The organism is Pseudoduganella sp. GW821-FHT11H04 (assembly GCF_058807935.1).
Genome location: NZ_JBXARE010000002.1, coordinates 388,659 through 402,943 on the forward strand (window position 1 = coordinate 388,659; position 14,285 = coordinate 402,943).

General features: G+C 60.8%; 16 protein-coding genes. 10 read left to right on the forward strand and 6 right to left on the reverse strand.

From position 1 onward, the window contains the following. Entirely contained in the window at positions 1-1,149 is a 1,149-nt protein-coding gene (locus tag AC1RTP_RS05530; RefSeq protein WP_498605463.1) for a response regulator, read from the forward strand. Positions 1,150-1,188: 39 nt separating this feature from the next. On the opposite strand, the gene AC1RTP_RS05535 is transcribed toward AC1RTP_RS05530, so the two are convergent. After that, positions 1,189-2,199, reverse strand: a complete 1,011-nt coding sequence (locus AC1RTP_RS05535; protein WP_498605464.1) for a sulfate ABC transporter substrate-binding protein — start codon at positions 2,197-2,199, stop codon at positions 1,189-1,191. Positions 2,200-2,364: 165 nt separating this feature from the next. Between AC1RTP_RS05535 and AC1RTP_RS05540 the strand changes: the two genes are divergently transcribed. From AC1RTP_RS05540 to AC1RTP_RS05555, 4 genes are all read left to right on the forward strand, one after another. Continuing rightward, positions 2,365-2,883 carry a GNAT family N-acetyltransferase gene (locus AC1RTP_RS05540; protein ID WP_498605466.1) on the forward strand — a complete coding sequence of 173 codons (519 nt, stop codon included), beginning with the start codon at positions 2,365-2,367 and terminating at the stop codon, positions 2,881-2,883. Between the two features lie 38 nt (positions 2,884-2,921). Next, positions 2,922-3,653 carry a ThuA domain-containing protein gene (locus AC1RTP_RS05545; RefSeq protein WP_498605468.1) on the forward strand — a complete coding sequence of 244 codons (732 nt, stop codon included), beginning with the start codon at positions 2,922-2,924 and terminating at the stop codon, positions 3,651-3,653. Between the two features lie 80 nt (positions 3,654-3,733). Then, positions 3,734-5,227, forward strand: a complete 1,494-nt coding sequence (locus AC1RTP_RS05550) for an ATPase domain-containing protein (RefSeq protein ID WP_498605470.1) — start codon at positions 3,734-3,736, stop codon at positions 5,225-5,227. Continuing rightward, positions 5,220-6,755 (forward strand): hybrid sensor histidine kinase/response regulator, encoded by a 1,536-nt coding sequence (locus AC1RTP_RS05555; protein WP_498605472.1) that lies wholly within the window; start codon positions 5,220-5,222, stop codon positions 6,753-6,755. The genes AC1RTP_RS05550 and AC1RTP_RS05555 overlap by 8 nt, the downstream gene beginning before the upstream one ends. A 9-nt stretch (positions 6,756-6,764) precedes the next feature. On the opposite strand, the gene AC1RTP_RS05560 is transcribed toward AC1RTP_RS05555, so the two are convergent. Beyond that, positions 6,765-6,986, reverse strand: coding sequence for a 2-hydroxymuconate tautomerase family protein (locus AC1RTP_RS05560; RefSeq protein WP_498605474.1), 222 nt, complete (start codon positions 6,984-6,986; stop codon positions 6,765-6,767). Beyond that, positions 6,974-8,338, reverse strand: a complete 1,365-nt coding sequence (locus tag AC1RTP_RS05565; protein ID WP_498605476.1) for an MFS transporter — start codon at positions 8,336-8,338, stop codon at positions 6,974-6,976. Before AC1RTP_RS05565 ends, AC1RTP_RS05560 begins: the two co-directional genes overlap by 13 nt. Positions 8,339-8,435: 97 nt before the next feature. On the opposite strand from AC1RTP_RS05565, the gene AC1RTP_RS05570 reads away from it, so the two are divergent. Continuing rightward, the gene (locus AC1RTP_RS05570; protein WP_498605478.1) at positions 8,436-9,296 is read left to right on the forward strand and encodes a LysR family transcriptional regulator; all 861 of its coding nucleotides are present in this window, start codon (positions 8,436-8,438) and stop codon (positions 9,294-9,296) included. Positions 9,297-9,407: 111 nt separating this feature from the next. Here the strand turns inward: AC1RTP_RS05570 and AC1RTP_RS05575 are convergent, their stop codons facing one another. Further along, a complete protein-coding gene (locus tag AC1RTP_RS05575; RefSeq protein ID WP_498605479.1) occupies positions 9,408-11,636 on the reverse strand; it encodes an NADP-dependent isocitrate dehydrogenase in 2,229 nt (742 codons plus the stop codon). A gap of 105 nt (positions 11,637-11,741) precedes the next feature. Then, positions 11,742-12,257 (reverse strand): DUF1697 domain-containing protein, encoded by a 516-nt coding sequence (locus tag AC1RTP_RS05580; protein ID WP_498605481.1) that lies wholly within the window; start codon positions 12,255-12,257, stop codon positions 11,742-11,744. A 1-nt stretch (position 12,258) separates the two neighbouring features. Between AC1RTP_RS05580 and AC1RTP_RS05585 the strand changes: the two genes are divergently transcribed. The 3 genes from AC1RTP_RS05585 to AC1RTP_RS05595 all read left to right on the forward strand — a co-directional run bounded on the left by AC1RTP_RS05585 (position 12,259) and on the right by AC1RTP_RS05595 (position 13,593). Beyond that, positions 12,259-12,531 (forward strand): 2Fe-2S iron-sulfur cluster-binding protein, encoded by a 273-nt coding sequence (locus tag AC1RTP_RS05585; RefSeq protein WP_498605483.1) that lies wholly within the window; start codon positions 12,259-12,261, stop codon positions 12,529-12,531. A gap of 37 nt (positions 12,532-12,568) precedes the next feature. Further along, on the forward strand, positions 12,569-12,892 hold the full coding sequence (locus tag AC1RTP_RS05590; protein ID WP_498605484.1) for a TM2 domain-containing protein: 324 nt from the start codon (positions 12,569-12,571) through the stop codon (positions 12,890-12,892). Between the two features lie 116 nt (positions 12,893-13,008). Next, positions 13,009-13,593: a YcbK family protein gene (locus tag AC1RTP_RS05595; protein WP_498605835.1), complete on the forward strand. Its 585-nt coding sequence runs from the start codon at positions 13,009-13,011 to the stop codon at positions 13,591-13,593. A 60-nt stretch (positions 13,594-13,653) separates the two neighbouring features. On the opposite strand, the gene AC1RTP_RS05600 is transcribed toward AC1RTP_RS05595, so the two are convergent. Next, positions 13,654-13,839 (reverse strand): DUF3460 family protein, encoded by a 186-nt coding sequence (locus AC1RTP_RS05600; RefSeq protein ID WP_498605485.1) that lies wholly within the window; start codon positions 13,837-13,839, stop codon positions 13,654-13,656. Positions 13,840-13,874: 35 nt separating this feature from the next. On the opposite strand from AC1RTP_RS05600, the gene AC1RTP_RS05605 reads away from it, so the two are divergent. Beyond that, positions 13,875-14,279: a hypothetical protein gene (locus AC1RTP_RS05605; RefSeq protein WP_498605487.1), complete on the forward strand. Its 405-nt coding sequence runs from the start codon at positions 13,875-13,877 to the stop codon at positions 14,277-14,279. Positions 14,280-14,285: the final 6 nt, after the last annotated feature.

Sequence of the window (14,285 nt, forward strand, 5' to 3'; positions counted from 1 at the left end):
ATGGAGCTGGAACTGATTGCAAAGAAAACCGTGCTGCTGGTCGACGATTCGCCCGATAACCTGGTGCTGATGAACGACCTGCTGAAGGACCAGTACAAGGTAAAAGTCGCCAATAGCGGCGAAAAAGCGCTGCGCATCGCCACCACCGGCCAGCCGCCCGACGTTGTGCTGCTGGACGTGATGATGCCCGAGATGGACGGCTACGAGGTATGTCGGCGCCTGAAGGCCAACCCCGCCACGCGCGACATTCCCGTCATCTTCCTGACCGCCAAGACCGAAGTGGAGGATGAAAAACTGGGCCTGGACCTGGGCGCGGTCGACTACATTACCAAGCCGATCAGCCCGCCCATCACGCTGGCGCGTGTGCGCAACCACCTGATGCTGAAAGAGCACGCCGACTTCCTGCGCGACAAAAACGACTTCCTGGAGAAGGAAGTGGAAGCCCGCACACGGGAGGTGGTGGCGATCCAGGACGTCACCATCCTCGCCATGGCTTCGCTGGCTGAAACGCGCGACTCCGATACCGGCAACCATATCCGCCGCACGCAGTTCTATGTGAAGGCGCTGGCGGAAAAGCTGAAGGACCACCCGCGTTTCAGCGCCTTGCTGACGGACAGTTTCATCAGCCTGCTGTTCAAGTCGGCCCCGCTGCACGATATCGGCAAGGTCGGCATACCCGATCGCATCCTGCTCAAACCTGGCCGCTTCGAGCACCAGGAATTCGACATCATGAAAAGCCATACCACGCTGGGCCGCGCCGCCATTGAGCATGCCGAGCGGGCGCTCGGCATGACCATGCCTTTCCTGTCGGTCGCCAAGGAAATCGCTTATTCGCACCAAGAGAAATGGGATGGTTCGGGCTACCCGGAAGGGCTGGCCGGCGACGCTATCCCCGTATCGGCGCGCATGATGGCGGTGGCAGACGTGTATGACGCCTTGATCAGCCGGCGCGTCTACAAGGACGGCATGCCGCACGAGAAGGCGGTGCAGATCCTGGTCGACGGCAAAGGAACACACTTCGATCCCGATATGATCGATGCCTTCATTGAGCTGCAGGACGAATTCCAAGCCATCGCGGCGCGCTTCCATGACAGCGACCACGACATGGCGGAAAAGAAGGCGCAGATCGAGCGCGTGAATGGGGAGTAAGAAGGGGCGCAGGCGCTGCGCCCCCATGAACTGCGGGGATTACTTGGAGGTGTAGATCTTGTCGAACTCGCCGCCGTCGTCAAAGTGCTTCTTCTGCGCCGCGCGCCAGCCGCCGAATACTTCATCCACGGTGAACAGCGAGATCGGCTTGAAGTTGGCAGAGTACTTCTTGAATACCGCGTCCGAACGCGGTCGCAGGTAGTGCTTGGCGATGATCTCCTGGCCGGCATCGGTGTACAGGAAGTTCAGGTAAGCAGTAGCCTCCTTGCGGATATTCTTCTTGTCCACGACCTTGTCGACCACGGCCACCGGCGATTCCGCCAGGATCGAGGACGATGGATAAACCACCTCGAAGTTGTCACCGAATTCAGCGCGCACCAGGTTCACCTCGTTCTCGAAGGTCACCAGCACGTCGCCGATCTGGCGTTGGGTGAAGGTAGTAGTGGCGGCGCGGCCGCCGGCATCCAGCACCGGCACGTTCTTGAAGATCTTGCCCACCAGCTCGCGCGCCTGCGCTTCGGTGCCGCCTTTTTTCAGGACCGAGCCCCAGGCGGCCAGGTAAGTATAGCGGCCATTGCCCGCGGTCTTTGGATTCGGGATCACGACGGCCACGCCAGGCTTGGCCAAATCGCCCCAGTCCTTGATTCCTTTTGGATTACCTTTGCGCACCAGGTAGACCATGGTGGAGTAGGCCGGCGCTGCATTGTTCGGGAACTTCTTGGCCCAGTCCTGCGCCACCAGGCCACGGTCGGCCAGCATGTCGATGTCGTTGGCCTGGTTCATGGTCACCACTGACGCTTCCAGGCCGTCGGCGACGGCGCGCGCCTGCTTGGACGAGCCGCCGTGCGATTGCTTGATCACGACGTCGGTGCCGGCGCTCTTTTTATAAGCTGCGGCGAAGGCAGGGTTAATGTCTTTGTAAAGCTCGCGTGCCACGTCATAGGACACGTTCAGCAAGGTGACTTCTTCAGCCGACGCGAGCGGGGCGAAAGTCAGGCTTGCGGCCGCCAGGGTAGCGCCCAGTGCAAATGCGATTTTGTTATAAGTCATGGCGATCTCTATTGTTAAAACAGATAAGCATGGTCTAGAATCTCGCGCCGAAATGAAACTACTTATTCGTTATATGCTTAGACTGGCCTCGCGCCGCACGGTCCCGGACGGGGATTTTGCCGCTGGTGTATAGTCGGGCTGTAAATTGCTTACCTTTGAAGACGCATGAGTTTTGAGATTCGCCGCGCGGAAGCGAATGACGCCACGGCTGCCTGTGAGGTGCTGCGACGCTCTATTGCTGAATGTTGCGTGCTTGACCACAAAAATGATCCCGCCATCCTGGGCGCCTGGCTTGGCAACAAGACGCCGGAAACCGTGGCGTCCTGGTTTGCATCCCCTACCAATTTCTCGCTGGTCGCAGTCGAGGATGGCGTCGTCGTCGGCGTCGCCTTGCTGACCGCCGCCGGCAAGCTGGCCTTGTGCTACCTGCTGCCCGAAGTGCGCCAGCGCGGTGCCGGCAAGGCGCTGCTGGCCTGCGTCGAACAGCAGGCGTGCAGTTGGGGCGTCAAGGCATTGCAGCTGCATAGCACCGCCACCGGCGAGGAATTCTTTGCCAGCCAGGGCTACCTCCGCGCCGGCAATGTGCGCTCGCCCTATGGCGTGGACACGGTCTTCTTCTGGAAACAGCTCGATGGCGCCGTGTGCGACGCCAGCAAACCGAAACGCTTCTGCGGCTGTAACTGACTGGCTCAGTCGCGCAGAGTGTGATAACGTTCCCAATCATGAGGACAATATTTACATGGATTGCGCTGGCACTGGCTTGCGGTAGCGCGCAGGCAGCGCAATTCAGCGTGCTGGTTTTTTCCAAGACGGGCGGCTGGCGCCATGACTCCATTCCTGCCGCCGCCACGGCCATCCAGGAGCTCGGCAAGCAGCACGACTTCAACGTCGACTGGACGGAAGACGCCCAGCGCGCTTTCAACGACCGCGTGCTGGCCAAGTACCAGGCTGTGGTGTTCCTTCTTACAAGCGGCGACATCCTGGACGCGCAGCAGAAGGCCGCTTTTGAGCGCTACATCCATGCCGGCGGCGGCTACGTCGGCGTGCATAGCGCTTCCGACACCGAATTCGGCTGGCCCTGGTACACAAGGCTTGTCGGCCACATGTTCACCCAGCATCCAGAGATCCAGGCTGCCGCGCTGAAGGTAGAAGACCGCAATTTCCCCGGCATGGAAAGCTTCGCCCCGCGCACACTGTTGACTGAGGAGTGGTACAACTTCACGCCGTCAGCGAGCAAATTAAGCTACCTGCTGACAGTCGATGAAGCAAGCTACAAGCCTGGCCCCCAGGCCATGGGCGCCTTCCATCCGATCAGCTGGTACCACCACTTCGAAAATGGCCGCGTCTTTTATACCGCGCTCGGCCACCTGGCGGCCAGCTATGCCGAACCGCAGCTGCGCCGTCACCTGTATGGCGGGATCTGTTGGGCTGCGACCGGCGCGAAATGCAACTAATCAGGGCATTTCAAACGAACAATGCCTGTTAAACATTCCTGCTAAAGTGTCTTATCGACAATCTTCGTGCAGGAACGACCATGCTCCAGCCGCAGAACAACCAGACCGATACCTTTATCTCGACGGGCATCGCTGGGTTTGATGTCATCCTTGCCGGCGGCCTGACCAAGGACAGGCTTTACTTGCTGGAAGGCGACCCCGGGACCGGCAAGACCACCATGGCCCTGCAATTCCTGATGGAAGGGGCCAGACGGGGCGAGCCCGTGCTCTATATCACCCTGGCGGAGAACGAAGTGGAGCTGCGCGCCGTGGCGCGTTCGCATGGCATGTCGCTGGAAGGCATTACCGTGCACGAAATCATTCCTTCCGAAAGCATCCTCGACCCAGATGAGCAATACACGGTGTTCCATCCCACCGAAGTGGAGCTGGGCGAGACCAACCGGCACATCCTGTCCCAGATCGACGAACTCAACCCCAGCCGCGTGGTGCTCGATTCCCTCTCGGAACTGCAGCTGCTGGCGGGTAATCCCTTGCGCTACCGCCGACATGTGCTCGCGCTCAAGCAGTATTTCGCCAAGCGCGCCTGTACTGCGCTCTTCCTGGACGATATGACTGCGGTAGGCGCTGACCAGCAAGTGCGCAGCATTGCGCACGGCGTGATCTCTTTGCAGCAGCACGAATCGGGCTACGGCGCCGAGCGCCGCGTTTTGCGCGTGCTGAAATACCGGGGCATCGATTACCGGCGCGGGCCGCATGATTACACGATTGTGTCCGGCGGCGTGGTGGCATTTCCACGCATCGTGGCGGCCGACTCGCGTGAGACCGTCGCGCGCCAGCAAGTGGCAAGTGGGCTCGCTACGCTGGATGCGCTGCTGGGCGGCGGGATAGAAGAAGGGTCCAGCACCCTCATCTCCGGACCACCTGGTACCGGCAAGTCCAGCCTCGCCGCACAATTCGTCAAGGCAGTGACGGAGCGCGGGCAGAAAGCCGCCATGTTCGTGTTCGAGGAGGCGTTCAATACTTTGCTCAATCGGGCAGCAGGCATTGGCATGGACCTGCGCAAGCCTTTGGCAGAGGGTTTGCTGTCGGTGGTGCAGATCGATCCGGCCGAACTGTCGCCGGGCCAGTTCTCGCACGCCGTCTGCAAGGCTGCCGACGAGGGGGCCAAAGTCATCGTGATCGACAGCCTGAATGGCTACCTGAATGCGATGCCGGAGGCGCGCTTCCTCATCACCCATCTGCGTGAAGTGCTGACCTACCTCGGACAGCGTGGCGTCGTCACCTTCCTGGTCGGGGTACAGCAAGGCATCATTGGCCAGATGGGCAGCAATGTCGATGTCAGCTACCTGGCCGACAACGTGCTGATGCTGCGCTACTACGAAGCCTATGGCGCGGTGCACAAGGCCTTGTCGGTATTCAAGAAGCGCGGCAGCGAGCATGAGACGACCCTGCGTGCCTTCGAGATTACGGGCCAGGGTATTAAAGTGGGACCGGTACTGGCTGGTTTCCGGGGCATCCTGACCGGCGTTCCGGTCCGGGTCGGGAACGCTCAGGACGGAAGCGAGCATGAATGAGCAGGAACAGCGCATCGTCATCTTTGCCCCAGTAGGCAAGGACGCCCGCCTGATCAGCCAAGTGCTGGGCCGTGCCAGTCTTGAGTGCCTGGCTTGTCCGGAACTGGGCGATGTCGTCAAGGCATTGCAGCAAGGGGCCGCCGCGCTGTTTGTGATTGAAGAAGCGTTCAACGCCGAGTTCTTGCATGAACTGACCGATCACCTTGCCGCGCAACCGGCATGGTCGGATTTACCGGTCCTGGTGTTGAGCAAGGAGGGCCTGGATTCGCCGGGCATCCAGAAGATCTTCGAGGCGTTGGGCAATGTCACGCTGCTGGAACGGCCGGTGCGCGGCGCCACCCTGGTCAGTGCCGCACTGTCGGCGCGCCGCGCGCGCCGCCGCCAGTACCAGATGCGCGAAGTCGACCGCCGCAAGGACGAATTCCTGGCGATCCTGGGGCACGAGCTGCGCAACCCGCTCGCGCCGATCCGCACCGCGGTGGACGTATTGAACACCATGCCGGGCGGCTCGTCCGAGGTGCGCGAGATTGCCTTGGTCGTTGAACGCCAGGTCAAGCACCTGACGCACCTGGTGGACGACCTGCTCGATGTGGCGCGCATCACCAACGACAAGGTGGCGCTGAAATGCGAATGGGTCACCCTCGACACGGTGCTGCAGCATGCGGTGGAGATTTGCCAGCCGCAGATGACGGCCGGCGGCCACACGCTGGACTTGCGTAGGCCTGTCGGCAGTGTGCTCCTGTCCGGCGACCGGGCGCGCCTGGTCCAGAGCCTGGCCAATGTGCTGGGCAACGCTGTCAAGTTTTCATCGGCTGGTGGGGCCATCGAGCTGCGCGCCGAGGTTGAGGGCGGCGATATCGTGTTTTCTGTGCGCGACCACGGCGTGGGGCTGGAGCCGGAAGCTTGCTCGCGCATTTTCGACCTGTTTGTGCAGGGGCCGGCCGGGAGTTCGCACAAGCTGGGCGGATTAGGTATAGGCCTTAGCCTCGCACAGCGCTTCACAAGCATGCATGGCGGGACGGTGCAGGTGCGCAGCGAGGGCCTTGGCAAGGGATGCGAGTTCGTCCTGCGCATGCCGATCGTGGTGGCGGAGCGCCGCAGCCGTGATCGGGCGCTCGCGAAAAGCGCAAGCCATTCCGCTGCGGAGCAAGTCCGCATCATGGTGGTGGACGACAACGAGGACGGCGCCGACATGCTGCAGGTAATGCTTGAAATGGATGGCTATATGGTGGCCAAGGCCGGCACCGGGCAGGGCGCCATCGACCTGTCCCAGCGCATCCATCCACATGCCGTCCTGATGGATATCGGCCTGCCCGATATGCAAGGATATGAAGCGGCGCGCTGCATCCATGACCTCCCCGGCGGTGACGATATTGTGTTCATCGCCATGACAGGCTGGGGCCACGACGAGGCGCGCCGCCGCGCCGCCGACGCCGGCATGCAGCATTACCTTGTCAAGCCGGTGGACCTGACGGTGCTGCGGCAATACCTCGCCGACGTTCGGGACCGCACGCAACTGCGGGCCTGATCCCGTGCGTCAGCCGGCTTTGGCTTTGGCGGCAGCGTTGGCGCGCAGGGTTGTGACGTTGTCGTAGCCGATCCCCCAGTTGTCGGTCTCCACTTCGTCGATGATGACGAAGGTGGTAGCCGGGTTCTTGTTCAAAACCCGCTGCAGCAGCTCGGTCGCGCCCTTGATCAATTCCAGTTTCTGTTCAGCGGTGACGCCTTCTTTGGTGACGCGGAAATTTACGTACGGCATAGTGATGCTCCTTTGGTTGAAAGTGGGTGTTTGATGCAGCGCCAGGCCAAGGCGGCGCCCAGCAACAGCAAGATGGTCGAAATGGCGAGCGCCAGTCGAATGTCGTGCATGGCGCCGAAAATCGCCACGCCCATCGCGCCGCCAACCTGGCGCGCGGTGTTCAGTACTGCCGACGCGGTGCCAGCCTGGCTGCGGTCGACGGCGGAAAGAATCGAGGTGGTCATGGCCGGCACGGCCAGGCCCATGCCGGCGGGGATCAGGGCCAGGCCCGGCAGCATCTCGAGGAAGGTGGCGTCGTTCGTCACGCCGAAAATCCCCAGCAGCGCATAGCCCGCCGCTCCGACCAGTCCACCGATAACCATCGGCGAACGAGAGCCCAGGCGCGCCTGCATGCGGCCACTGGCGATATTGGAAAAAATGAAGGTCCCGGTCAGCGGCAGGAACACCAGCCCAGCAAGCATGACCGAGAAGCCGCGCACTTTCTGCAGGTAGAAGCTGAGCACGAAGATCACGCCGTAATAGGCAAAGTTGACCAGCACGCCAAACACCACCGCGCCGGAAAAGCCGATGTCGCGGAACAGGCCAAGCGGCAGCATCGGCGCAGCGCTGCGTTGCTGGCTGCGCACAAACAGCACGGCGGCAGCCAGCGCCACCAGCAAGGCGCCTTGCACCAGCGCGCTGCCGATGCCCAGCCCATTGACTTCGATCACGGCGCCGATGAAGGCGGTCAGCGCGAAGATGGCGAGCACCTGGCCAACGACGTCGAAGCTGCGTGCCGGATGCTTGCCGCGCAGGGCAGGGACCACGCGCAGCGTGAGCCAGAAGCCCAGCACGCAGATCGGGATATTGACCCAGAAGATGCTGCGCCAGCCGGCAATACTCATCAGCAAGCCGCCCAGGACGGGGCCGGCAGCAATTGACACGCCGCCCGCCGCTGTCCACCAGGCGATGGCCTTGGCCAGCTGCGCTCTGTCGTGGGCATAGGTGGCGTTCAGGATGGCGAGCGAACTGGGAACCAGCAGCGCCGCGCCCACGCCCTGCACGGCGCGCGCCAGGTTGAGGGCCAGGGCCCCCGGCGCTATCGCACAAGCCAGGGAGGCCAGCGTGAACAGCGCGAAGCCCGACAGGAACACGCGGCGTGCGCCGAAGCGATCGCCCAGCACGCCCGCCGACAACAAGAAGACTGCAAAGCCAAGGGTATAGGCATCGACCACCCACTGCAGGGCGCTCACGCTGGCGCCGAGTTCGCGGCCGATCTCCGGCAGGGCGACGTTGACGATGGTCACGTCCAGCTGGACGATGATGAAGGCGAAGCTGGCGGCCAGCAGTATTGCAGGTGAAGGCTTGTTCATAGTGAAGCTCCCGTTTCTTAGCTTGAACTATAAATCCCTTCCTGTATCAATGAAAATGAATAATAATGAATCGAGCTATCTCAAAATGAGAACGGAAATGGAACTCTCCTCCCTGCGCATTTTCAAGACCGTTGCCGAAGAGGGCAGCGTGACCCAGGCCGCCGCGCGCCTGAACCGCGTGCAATCGAATGTATCGGCCCGCCTGAACCAGCTGGAAGAATCGCTGGGAGTAACGCTATTCAACCGCTCGGGACGGCGCATGCTGATTACGGCCGAAGGCAGCCGCTTGCTGGAATACGCCGACCGCCTGCTGCGGCTGGCGGACGAAGCGCAAATGTCGGTGCGCGGAGAGCAAGAGCCTTCAGGCCAGTTACGCATCGGCTCCATGGAAACCACGGCCGCCGCGCGCTTGCCGAAAGTGCTGGGCGCCTTCCACCGCAAATTCCCGCAAGTAGACCTGCTGCTCGATACCGGTCCCACTGATTACCTGATCCAGCAAGTGCTGAACCACAAGGTTGACTTGGCGCTGGTGTCCGCCCCGATCGAACGCCCGGAGCTGGAGCAGGTGCCTGTCTTCGTTGAAGAACTGGTGCTGCTGACCGACGCGCTGCATGGCCCTGTCGAAGGACCGGCCGACGTGGCGCAGCGCACCTTGCTGGGATTCCGTAGCGGCTGCTCCTACCGCCGCCGCCTGGAATGGTGGTTCGCCGACGCCGGCGTTGCGCACGCGCGCGTGGCCGAATTCGGCACCTTCGAAGCCATCATCGGCTGCGTGGCCGCCGGCATGGGCGTGGCCATGATGCCGCGCGAAGTGCTGCGTCAGCGCGGACTGAGCAAGACCGTCCAATGCCACACGCTGCCACCCGAAGTCGCCGAAGTCGAAACTATGATGGTCTGGCGCCGCGACATACCCCACCACGCCTCCCGCGACGCCTTCATCACCAGCATCGGCAAGTAGCAATAAAAAAGTCGGGGTCAGGTCGAGCAAACGGACATTTCGCTGCGCGAAATGTCCGTTTGCTCGACCTGACCCCGACTTTAATAGACGGAGCGACTGTGCTTTAAAGGCTTACAGGGCGGCCAGGGCTTCGTTGAAGGTTGCGCTTGGACGCATCACGGCGGAGGTCTGGGCGCTGTCCGGCAGGTAGTAGCCGCCGATTTCGGTGGCTTTGCCTTGCACGGCATTCAGCTCGGCCACGATCTTGGCTTCGTTGTCGGTCAGCGACTTGGCGAGGCCCGAGAACTTGGCCTTCAGCTCAGCGTCTTCGTTCTGCGCTGCCAGGGCTTGTGCCCAGTACATCGACAGGTAGAAGTGGCTGCCGCGGTTGTCCAGCTCACCGGTGCGTGGCGATGGCGACTTGTTGTTGTCCAGCAGTTTGCCGGTCGCTTCGTCCAGGGTCTTGGCCAGGATCTTGGCTTTGGCGTTGCCGGTCTTGATGCCCAGTTCTTCCAGCGACACGGCCAGTGCCAGGAACTCGCCCAGCGAATCCCAGCGCAGGTGGTTTTCTTCCACCAGCTGCTTGACGTGCTTAGGAGCGGAGCCGCCGGCGCCGGTTTCGTACATGCCGCCGCCAGCCATCAGCGGAACGATGGACAGCATCTTGGCCGAGGTGCCCAGTTCCAGGATCGGGAACAGGTCGGTCAGGTAGTCGCGCAGGATGTTGCCGGTCACCGAAATGGTGTCCTGGCCGCGCGAGACGCGCTCCAGGGTGTAGCGCATGGCGCGTACCTGGGACATGATCTGGATATCCAGGCCGGTGGTGTCGTGGTCTTTCAGGTAGGTCTCTACCTTCTTGATCACTTCCGCTTCGTGCGGACGGTAGGTGTCCAGCCAGAACACGGCAGGCATGCCGGAGTTGCGGGCGCGGGTGACGGCCAGCTTGACCCAGTCACGGATCGGAGCGTCTTTCACCTGGCACATACGCCAGATGTCGCCTTCTTCCACGTTCTGGGTCAGCAGCACTTCGCCGGTCGCCAGGTCGGTGATGTTGGCCACGCCGGCTTCCGACACTTCGAAGGTCTTGTCGTGCGAACCGTATTCTTCGGCTTGCTGCGCCATCAGGCCCACGTTAGGCACGGTGCCCATGGTCTTCGGATCGAAGTTGCCATGCCATTTGCAGAAGTTGATCATCTCCTGGTAAATACGGGCGAAGGTCGACTCAGGCATCACTGCCTTGACGTCGGCGGTGCGGCCATCGGCGCCCCACATCTTGCCGCCGATACGGATCATGGCAGGCATGGACGCGTCGACGATCACGTCGTTCGGGGAGTGGAAGTTGGTAATGCCCTTGGCCGAATCGACCATGGCCAGTTTCGGACGGTTTTCCAGGCAAGCGTGCAGGTCTTTCAGGATCTCGTCCTTCTGCGACGCTGGCAGCTTTTCAATTTTCTCGTACAGGTTGGACATGCCGTTGTTCACGTTCACGCCCAGTTCTTCGAACAGTTTGGCGTGCTTGGTGAACGCGTCCTTGTAGAAGATGCGTACGCAATGGCCGAACACGATCGGGTGCGACACCTTCATCATGGTGGCTTTAACGTGCAGCGAGAACATGACGCCGGTTTTGTAGGCGTCGTCGATCTGCGCTTCGTAGAACTCCAGCAGGGCTTTCTTCGACATGAACATGGAGTCGATGATTTCGCCGGCTTGCAGGGAGACTTTTGGTTTCAGGACGATGGTCTTGCCCGATGCGGTCAGCAGTTCCATCTTCACGTCGCGCGCTTTGTCCAGGGTCATGGACTTTTCGCCGTGGTAGAAGTCGCCATGGTGCATGTGCGACACGTGGGTGCGCGATGCCTGGCTCCATTCGCCCATGGAGTGCGGGTTCTTGCGTGCGAATTCTTTAACGGCCTTAGGTGCGCGGCGATCGGAGTTACCTTCGCGCAGGACCGGGTTCACAGCGGAGCCGATGCACTTGCCGTAGCGAGCTTTCAGTGCTTTTTCTTCTTCGGTCTTCGCGTCTTCCGGATAGTCCGGCAGCTTGTAGCCGCGCGCTTGCAGTTCGCGCACGCAGGCGATCAGCTGGGAAACCGATGCCGAGATATTTGGCAGTTTGATGATGTTGGTGCTTGCGTCCTGGGTCAGCGCGCCCAGTTCAGCCAGGTTGTCCGGCACTTTCTGTGCGTCGGTCAGGCATTCCGGGAAAGCTGCGAGTACGCGGGCGGCGACCGAAATATCGCTGGTCACGACGTCAACGCCGGCCGGCGCTGCGAATTTCTGCACGATCGGCAGCAGGGAATAAGTCGCCAGCAGTGGCGCTTCGTCGGTAAGAGTGTAGATAATTTTGGAATTTTGAGACATGTTTTATTCCCTCGAACGCGGATGAAGTCTTATAGAAGACTAAGCTGAGGCGCATATTGTACGCGCTATTCGACCATTTTAGAAAATCAGTACTAATCCGTAGGGTTATGCTGCAGCGCACTTTCGTACCGTATCCCAGGTGCGTGTTGTGATGTCCTTGCCGAATGTCTTTTCGATAAGGCGCATGAAGACGGGGCCGTCGGCGCTAGGTAGGTAGCAGGAAAACACGTCGCGGCCGCGTACGCCCAGCACGCTGGCGCCGCTCATCTCTAGCGGAAGCGCGGCTTTGGCTTGCGGGGCGTCGCGCAGGAAGCTCACCACGCGCTTGGCGTCGGCGGAGGCTTTGAGGCCGGGGTAGGGGTCATTCTCCAGCAGGTCCTTGAGATCTTGCTGCGAGCGCACGATGGTATAGAAGCTGCGGCCCAGGGCCTTTTCCATGGCCGCTTCACATTTGCGTTCCAGGGCCGAATCGCTGGCGGAGCGGGCGTCGAATGCTACATTGCCACTTGATAGAAGCGTTTTGACGTTGGAGAATCCGGCACTTTCGAAGGCGGCTTTGAGTTCCGGCATCTTGCAGTTCATCGGGCTGACGCCGCGGAGCAGGGCAATATAGCGAGGCATTGTGTTTCAGATAAGAGTTGAGCCGAAGGGATTATCGTTCGAAACGGATGGCGAGGCCACCCTGCTGGTGTCGGCTATCGTTGCCGGGGTGGCGCTGCGCAGCTCCTGCCGCAACGGGACGTGCCGCACCTGCATCTGCCGGGTGCAAAGCGGCACGGCGCGCCACATCGTCGATTGGCCTGGTTTGAGCGTGGAAGAGAAGCTGGAAGGTTACATCCTGCCATGCGTAGCGGTCGCGACCTCGGACATGGTGATAGTGCCTGGTGACAATTAGTGAATTTATATGGTTTTCAAAATGATAGTATCTCAGGATGAATACCACCATTGATAATCAAATGATCTTCTGCCGCGCCTGCGGCAGCAAAATGCACATCACCGCCCGCGCTTGCCCAAGCTGCGGTGCGCCAAGCCAGTCGCAGTCGGCAACGGAAAAGCGCATTTTGCCGGCGGCCATTCTTTGCTTCTTCCTGGGTTGGCTCGGCGTGCACCGCTTCTATGTCGGCAAAATCGGCACCGGCATCCTTCAGCTGCTGACCTTTGGCGGCTTCGGTATCTGGGCCTTTATCGACTTCATCATGATCGTTGTGGGCTCTTTCCGCGACTCGGACGGGAACAAGATCGACCAGTGGACGTAATTGGCTAGCTTACGACAATTTGTTAAAGGGCTTTCTTAATTCCCCGGGCTGTTGCTATAGTTAGCCTATTGCATATAGTCGTAAATTCCATGGCAACACGCAGAGACTTCCTTCACATGATGGCGGGTACCGCACTGGCGGGCCTGCCGCTCATCGGTCGCACGGCCCAGGAGCCGGAGCCGCCTCCCGATATCTTCGACGCGCAGATGCTCGACCTGGAATTCTGGGTCAAGCCGCGCACACTGACTGTTGTCCGCCCACAGAGCGGTGAGAAAGCGCGCCTGCTGTATTGGAAGGATGGCGACATCATTGATTCCGCTTACCAGGAGTTGTGCCATCTGCTGCGCGATGTGAATGGCAAGGAGACGGCGGCGATTGATCCCAAACTGTTCGAAACGCTGTGGGGCGCACAGGCCTTTGTGCAGCGCTTTGGCATTGAGAGCCCGCTGGAGATTTTGTCGGGGTATCGCACGCCGGCTTCCAATAAGCGGCTGATCGAGCAGGGGATTCCGGCGGCGCGGCAGTCGCTGCATATGAGCGGGCGTGCGGCGGATATTCGGATTCCGAATTTGAATGCTGAGGTGCTGGGGAGCCTGGTGCAGAGTTTCCGCCAAGGTGGCGTGGGGTTCTATTACCGCGAGGGGCCGCGTGGAGGGTGGATTCATGCGGATACGGGCTTGCAGCGGAGCTGGAAGGGCTAAACCATCAAAACCGGACCACCGGGGTCCGACCCTTGGGTCCGACCCAGGTTTGCCGGGTTTTTAATGGTAGTAATAAGCCGGTGTCGGCACCGCATCAGTCCTGGCCACCCGCTCCGCCTCCAGATCCACCGTATGATCCCACCAGATATTCCACCCAACTCGCTGGTCCTCCACCATCTCCGGATGCTCATCCAATAGCTTCCCGAAGAACGCATCAAACTCAGAAACATATGCGTTTACTTTCATACGACCTCCCACTGATTCGGTTACACTCCTGACCCATGTTTAATGAAGACGACGAAGCGGCCAAGCCGCGCTTTCGCCCGGTGCCCTGGACTGCACTGGAAACTCCCCAGGATGTGGAGCTTTGGATCGCCGAGCACGACCTCGCGCTGAAAGAACACGTCGGCAAGCAGGAAACCGGCTACGGCGTGTGTTTCAGCCTGGCCGAAGGGGGCGATATCTATATGCAGACCACCGAAGGCGCCGTTATCCTCGATGTTACTCCTGAAGCTGATTGGGTGGAGCCATTGCTGTGCGCCATCGCCAGCGCCGAGCCGCCGAAGGGCCGCCTGTGGACCCTGCCGGAAGACAAGCTGACCCAGCTCATCCTTGGCCTGTCCACGCTGGTCGCCAGCACCACCCTCGTCGTCGGCCATAAATTCGGCCGTAGCCGTTCTTACTAAAGGATT

What these genes read in the sequence shown, in the direction of transcription:
- AC1RTP_RS05530 (WP_498605463.1), top strand. Translation starts at nt 1, where the DNA reads ATGGAGCTGGAACTGATTGCAAAGAAAACCGTGCTGCTGGTCGACGAT.
- AC1RTP_RS05535 (WP_498605464.1), bottom strand. Translation starts at nt 2,199, where the DNA reads ATGACTTATAACAAAATCGCATTTGCACTGGGCGCTACCCTGGCGGCC.
- AC1RTP_RS05540 (WP_498605466.1), top strand. Translation starts at nt 2,365, where the DNA reads ATGAGTTTTGAGATTCGCCGCGCGGAAGCGAATGACGCCACGGCTGCC.
- AC1RTP_RS05545 (WP_498605468.1), top strand. Translation starts at nt 2,922, where the DNA reads ATGAGGACAATATTTACATGGATTGCGCTGGCACTGGCTTGCGGTAGC.
- AC1RTP_RS05550 (WP_498605470.1), top strand. Translation starts at nt 3,734, where the DNA reads ATGCTCCAGCCGCAGAACAACCAGACCGATACCTTTATCTCGACGGGC.
- AC1RTP_RS05555 (WP_498605472.1), top strand. Translation starts at nt 5,220, where the DNA reads ATGAATGAGCAGGAACAGCGCATCGTCATCTTTGCCCCAGTAGGCAAG.
- AC1RTP_RS05560 (WP_498605474.1), bottom strand. Translation starts at nt 6,986, where the DNA reads ATGCCGTACGTAAATTTCCGCGTCACCAAAGAAGGCGTCACCGCTGAA.
- AC1RTP_RS05565 (WP_498605476.1), bottom strand. Translation starts at nt 8,338, where the DNA reads ATGAACAAGCCTTCACCTGCAATACTGCTGGCCGCCAGCTTCGCCTTC.
- AC1RTP_RS05570 (WP_498605478.1), top strand. Translation starts at nt 8,436, where the DNA reads ATGGAACTCTCCTCCCTGCGCATTTTCAAGACCGTTGCCGAAGAGGGC.
- AC1RTP_RS05575 (WP_498605479.1), bottom strand. Translation starts at nt 11,636, where the DNA reads ATGTCTCAAAATTCCAAAATTATCTACACTCTTACCGACGAAGCGCCA.
- AC1RTP_RS05580 (WP_498605481.1), bottom strand. Translation starts at nt 12,257, where the DNA reads ATGCCTCGCTATATTGCCCTGCTCCGCGGCGTCAGCCCGATGAACTGC.
- AC1RTP_RS05590 (WP_498605484.1), top strand. Translation starts at nt 12,569, where the DNA reads ATGAATACCACCATTGATAATCAAATGATCTTCTGCCGCGCCTGCGGC.
- AC1RTP_RS05595 (WP_498605835.1), top strand. Translation starts at nt 13,009, where the DNA reads ATGATGGCGGGTACCGCACTGGCGGGCCTGCCGCTCATCGGTCGCACG.
- AC1RTP_RS05600 (WP_498605485.1), bottom strand. Translation starts at nt 13,839, where the DNA reads ATGAAAGTAAACGCATATGTTTCTGAGTTTGATGCGTTCTTCGGGAAG.
- AC1RTP_RS05605 (WP_498605487.1), top strand. Translation starts at nt 13,875, where the DNA reads ATGTTTAATGAAGACGACGAAGCGGCCAAGCCGCGCTTTCGCCCGGTG.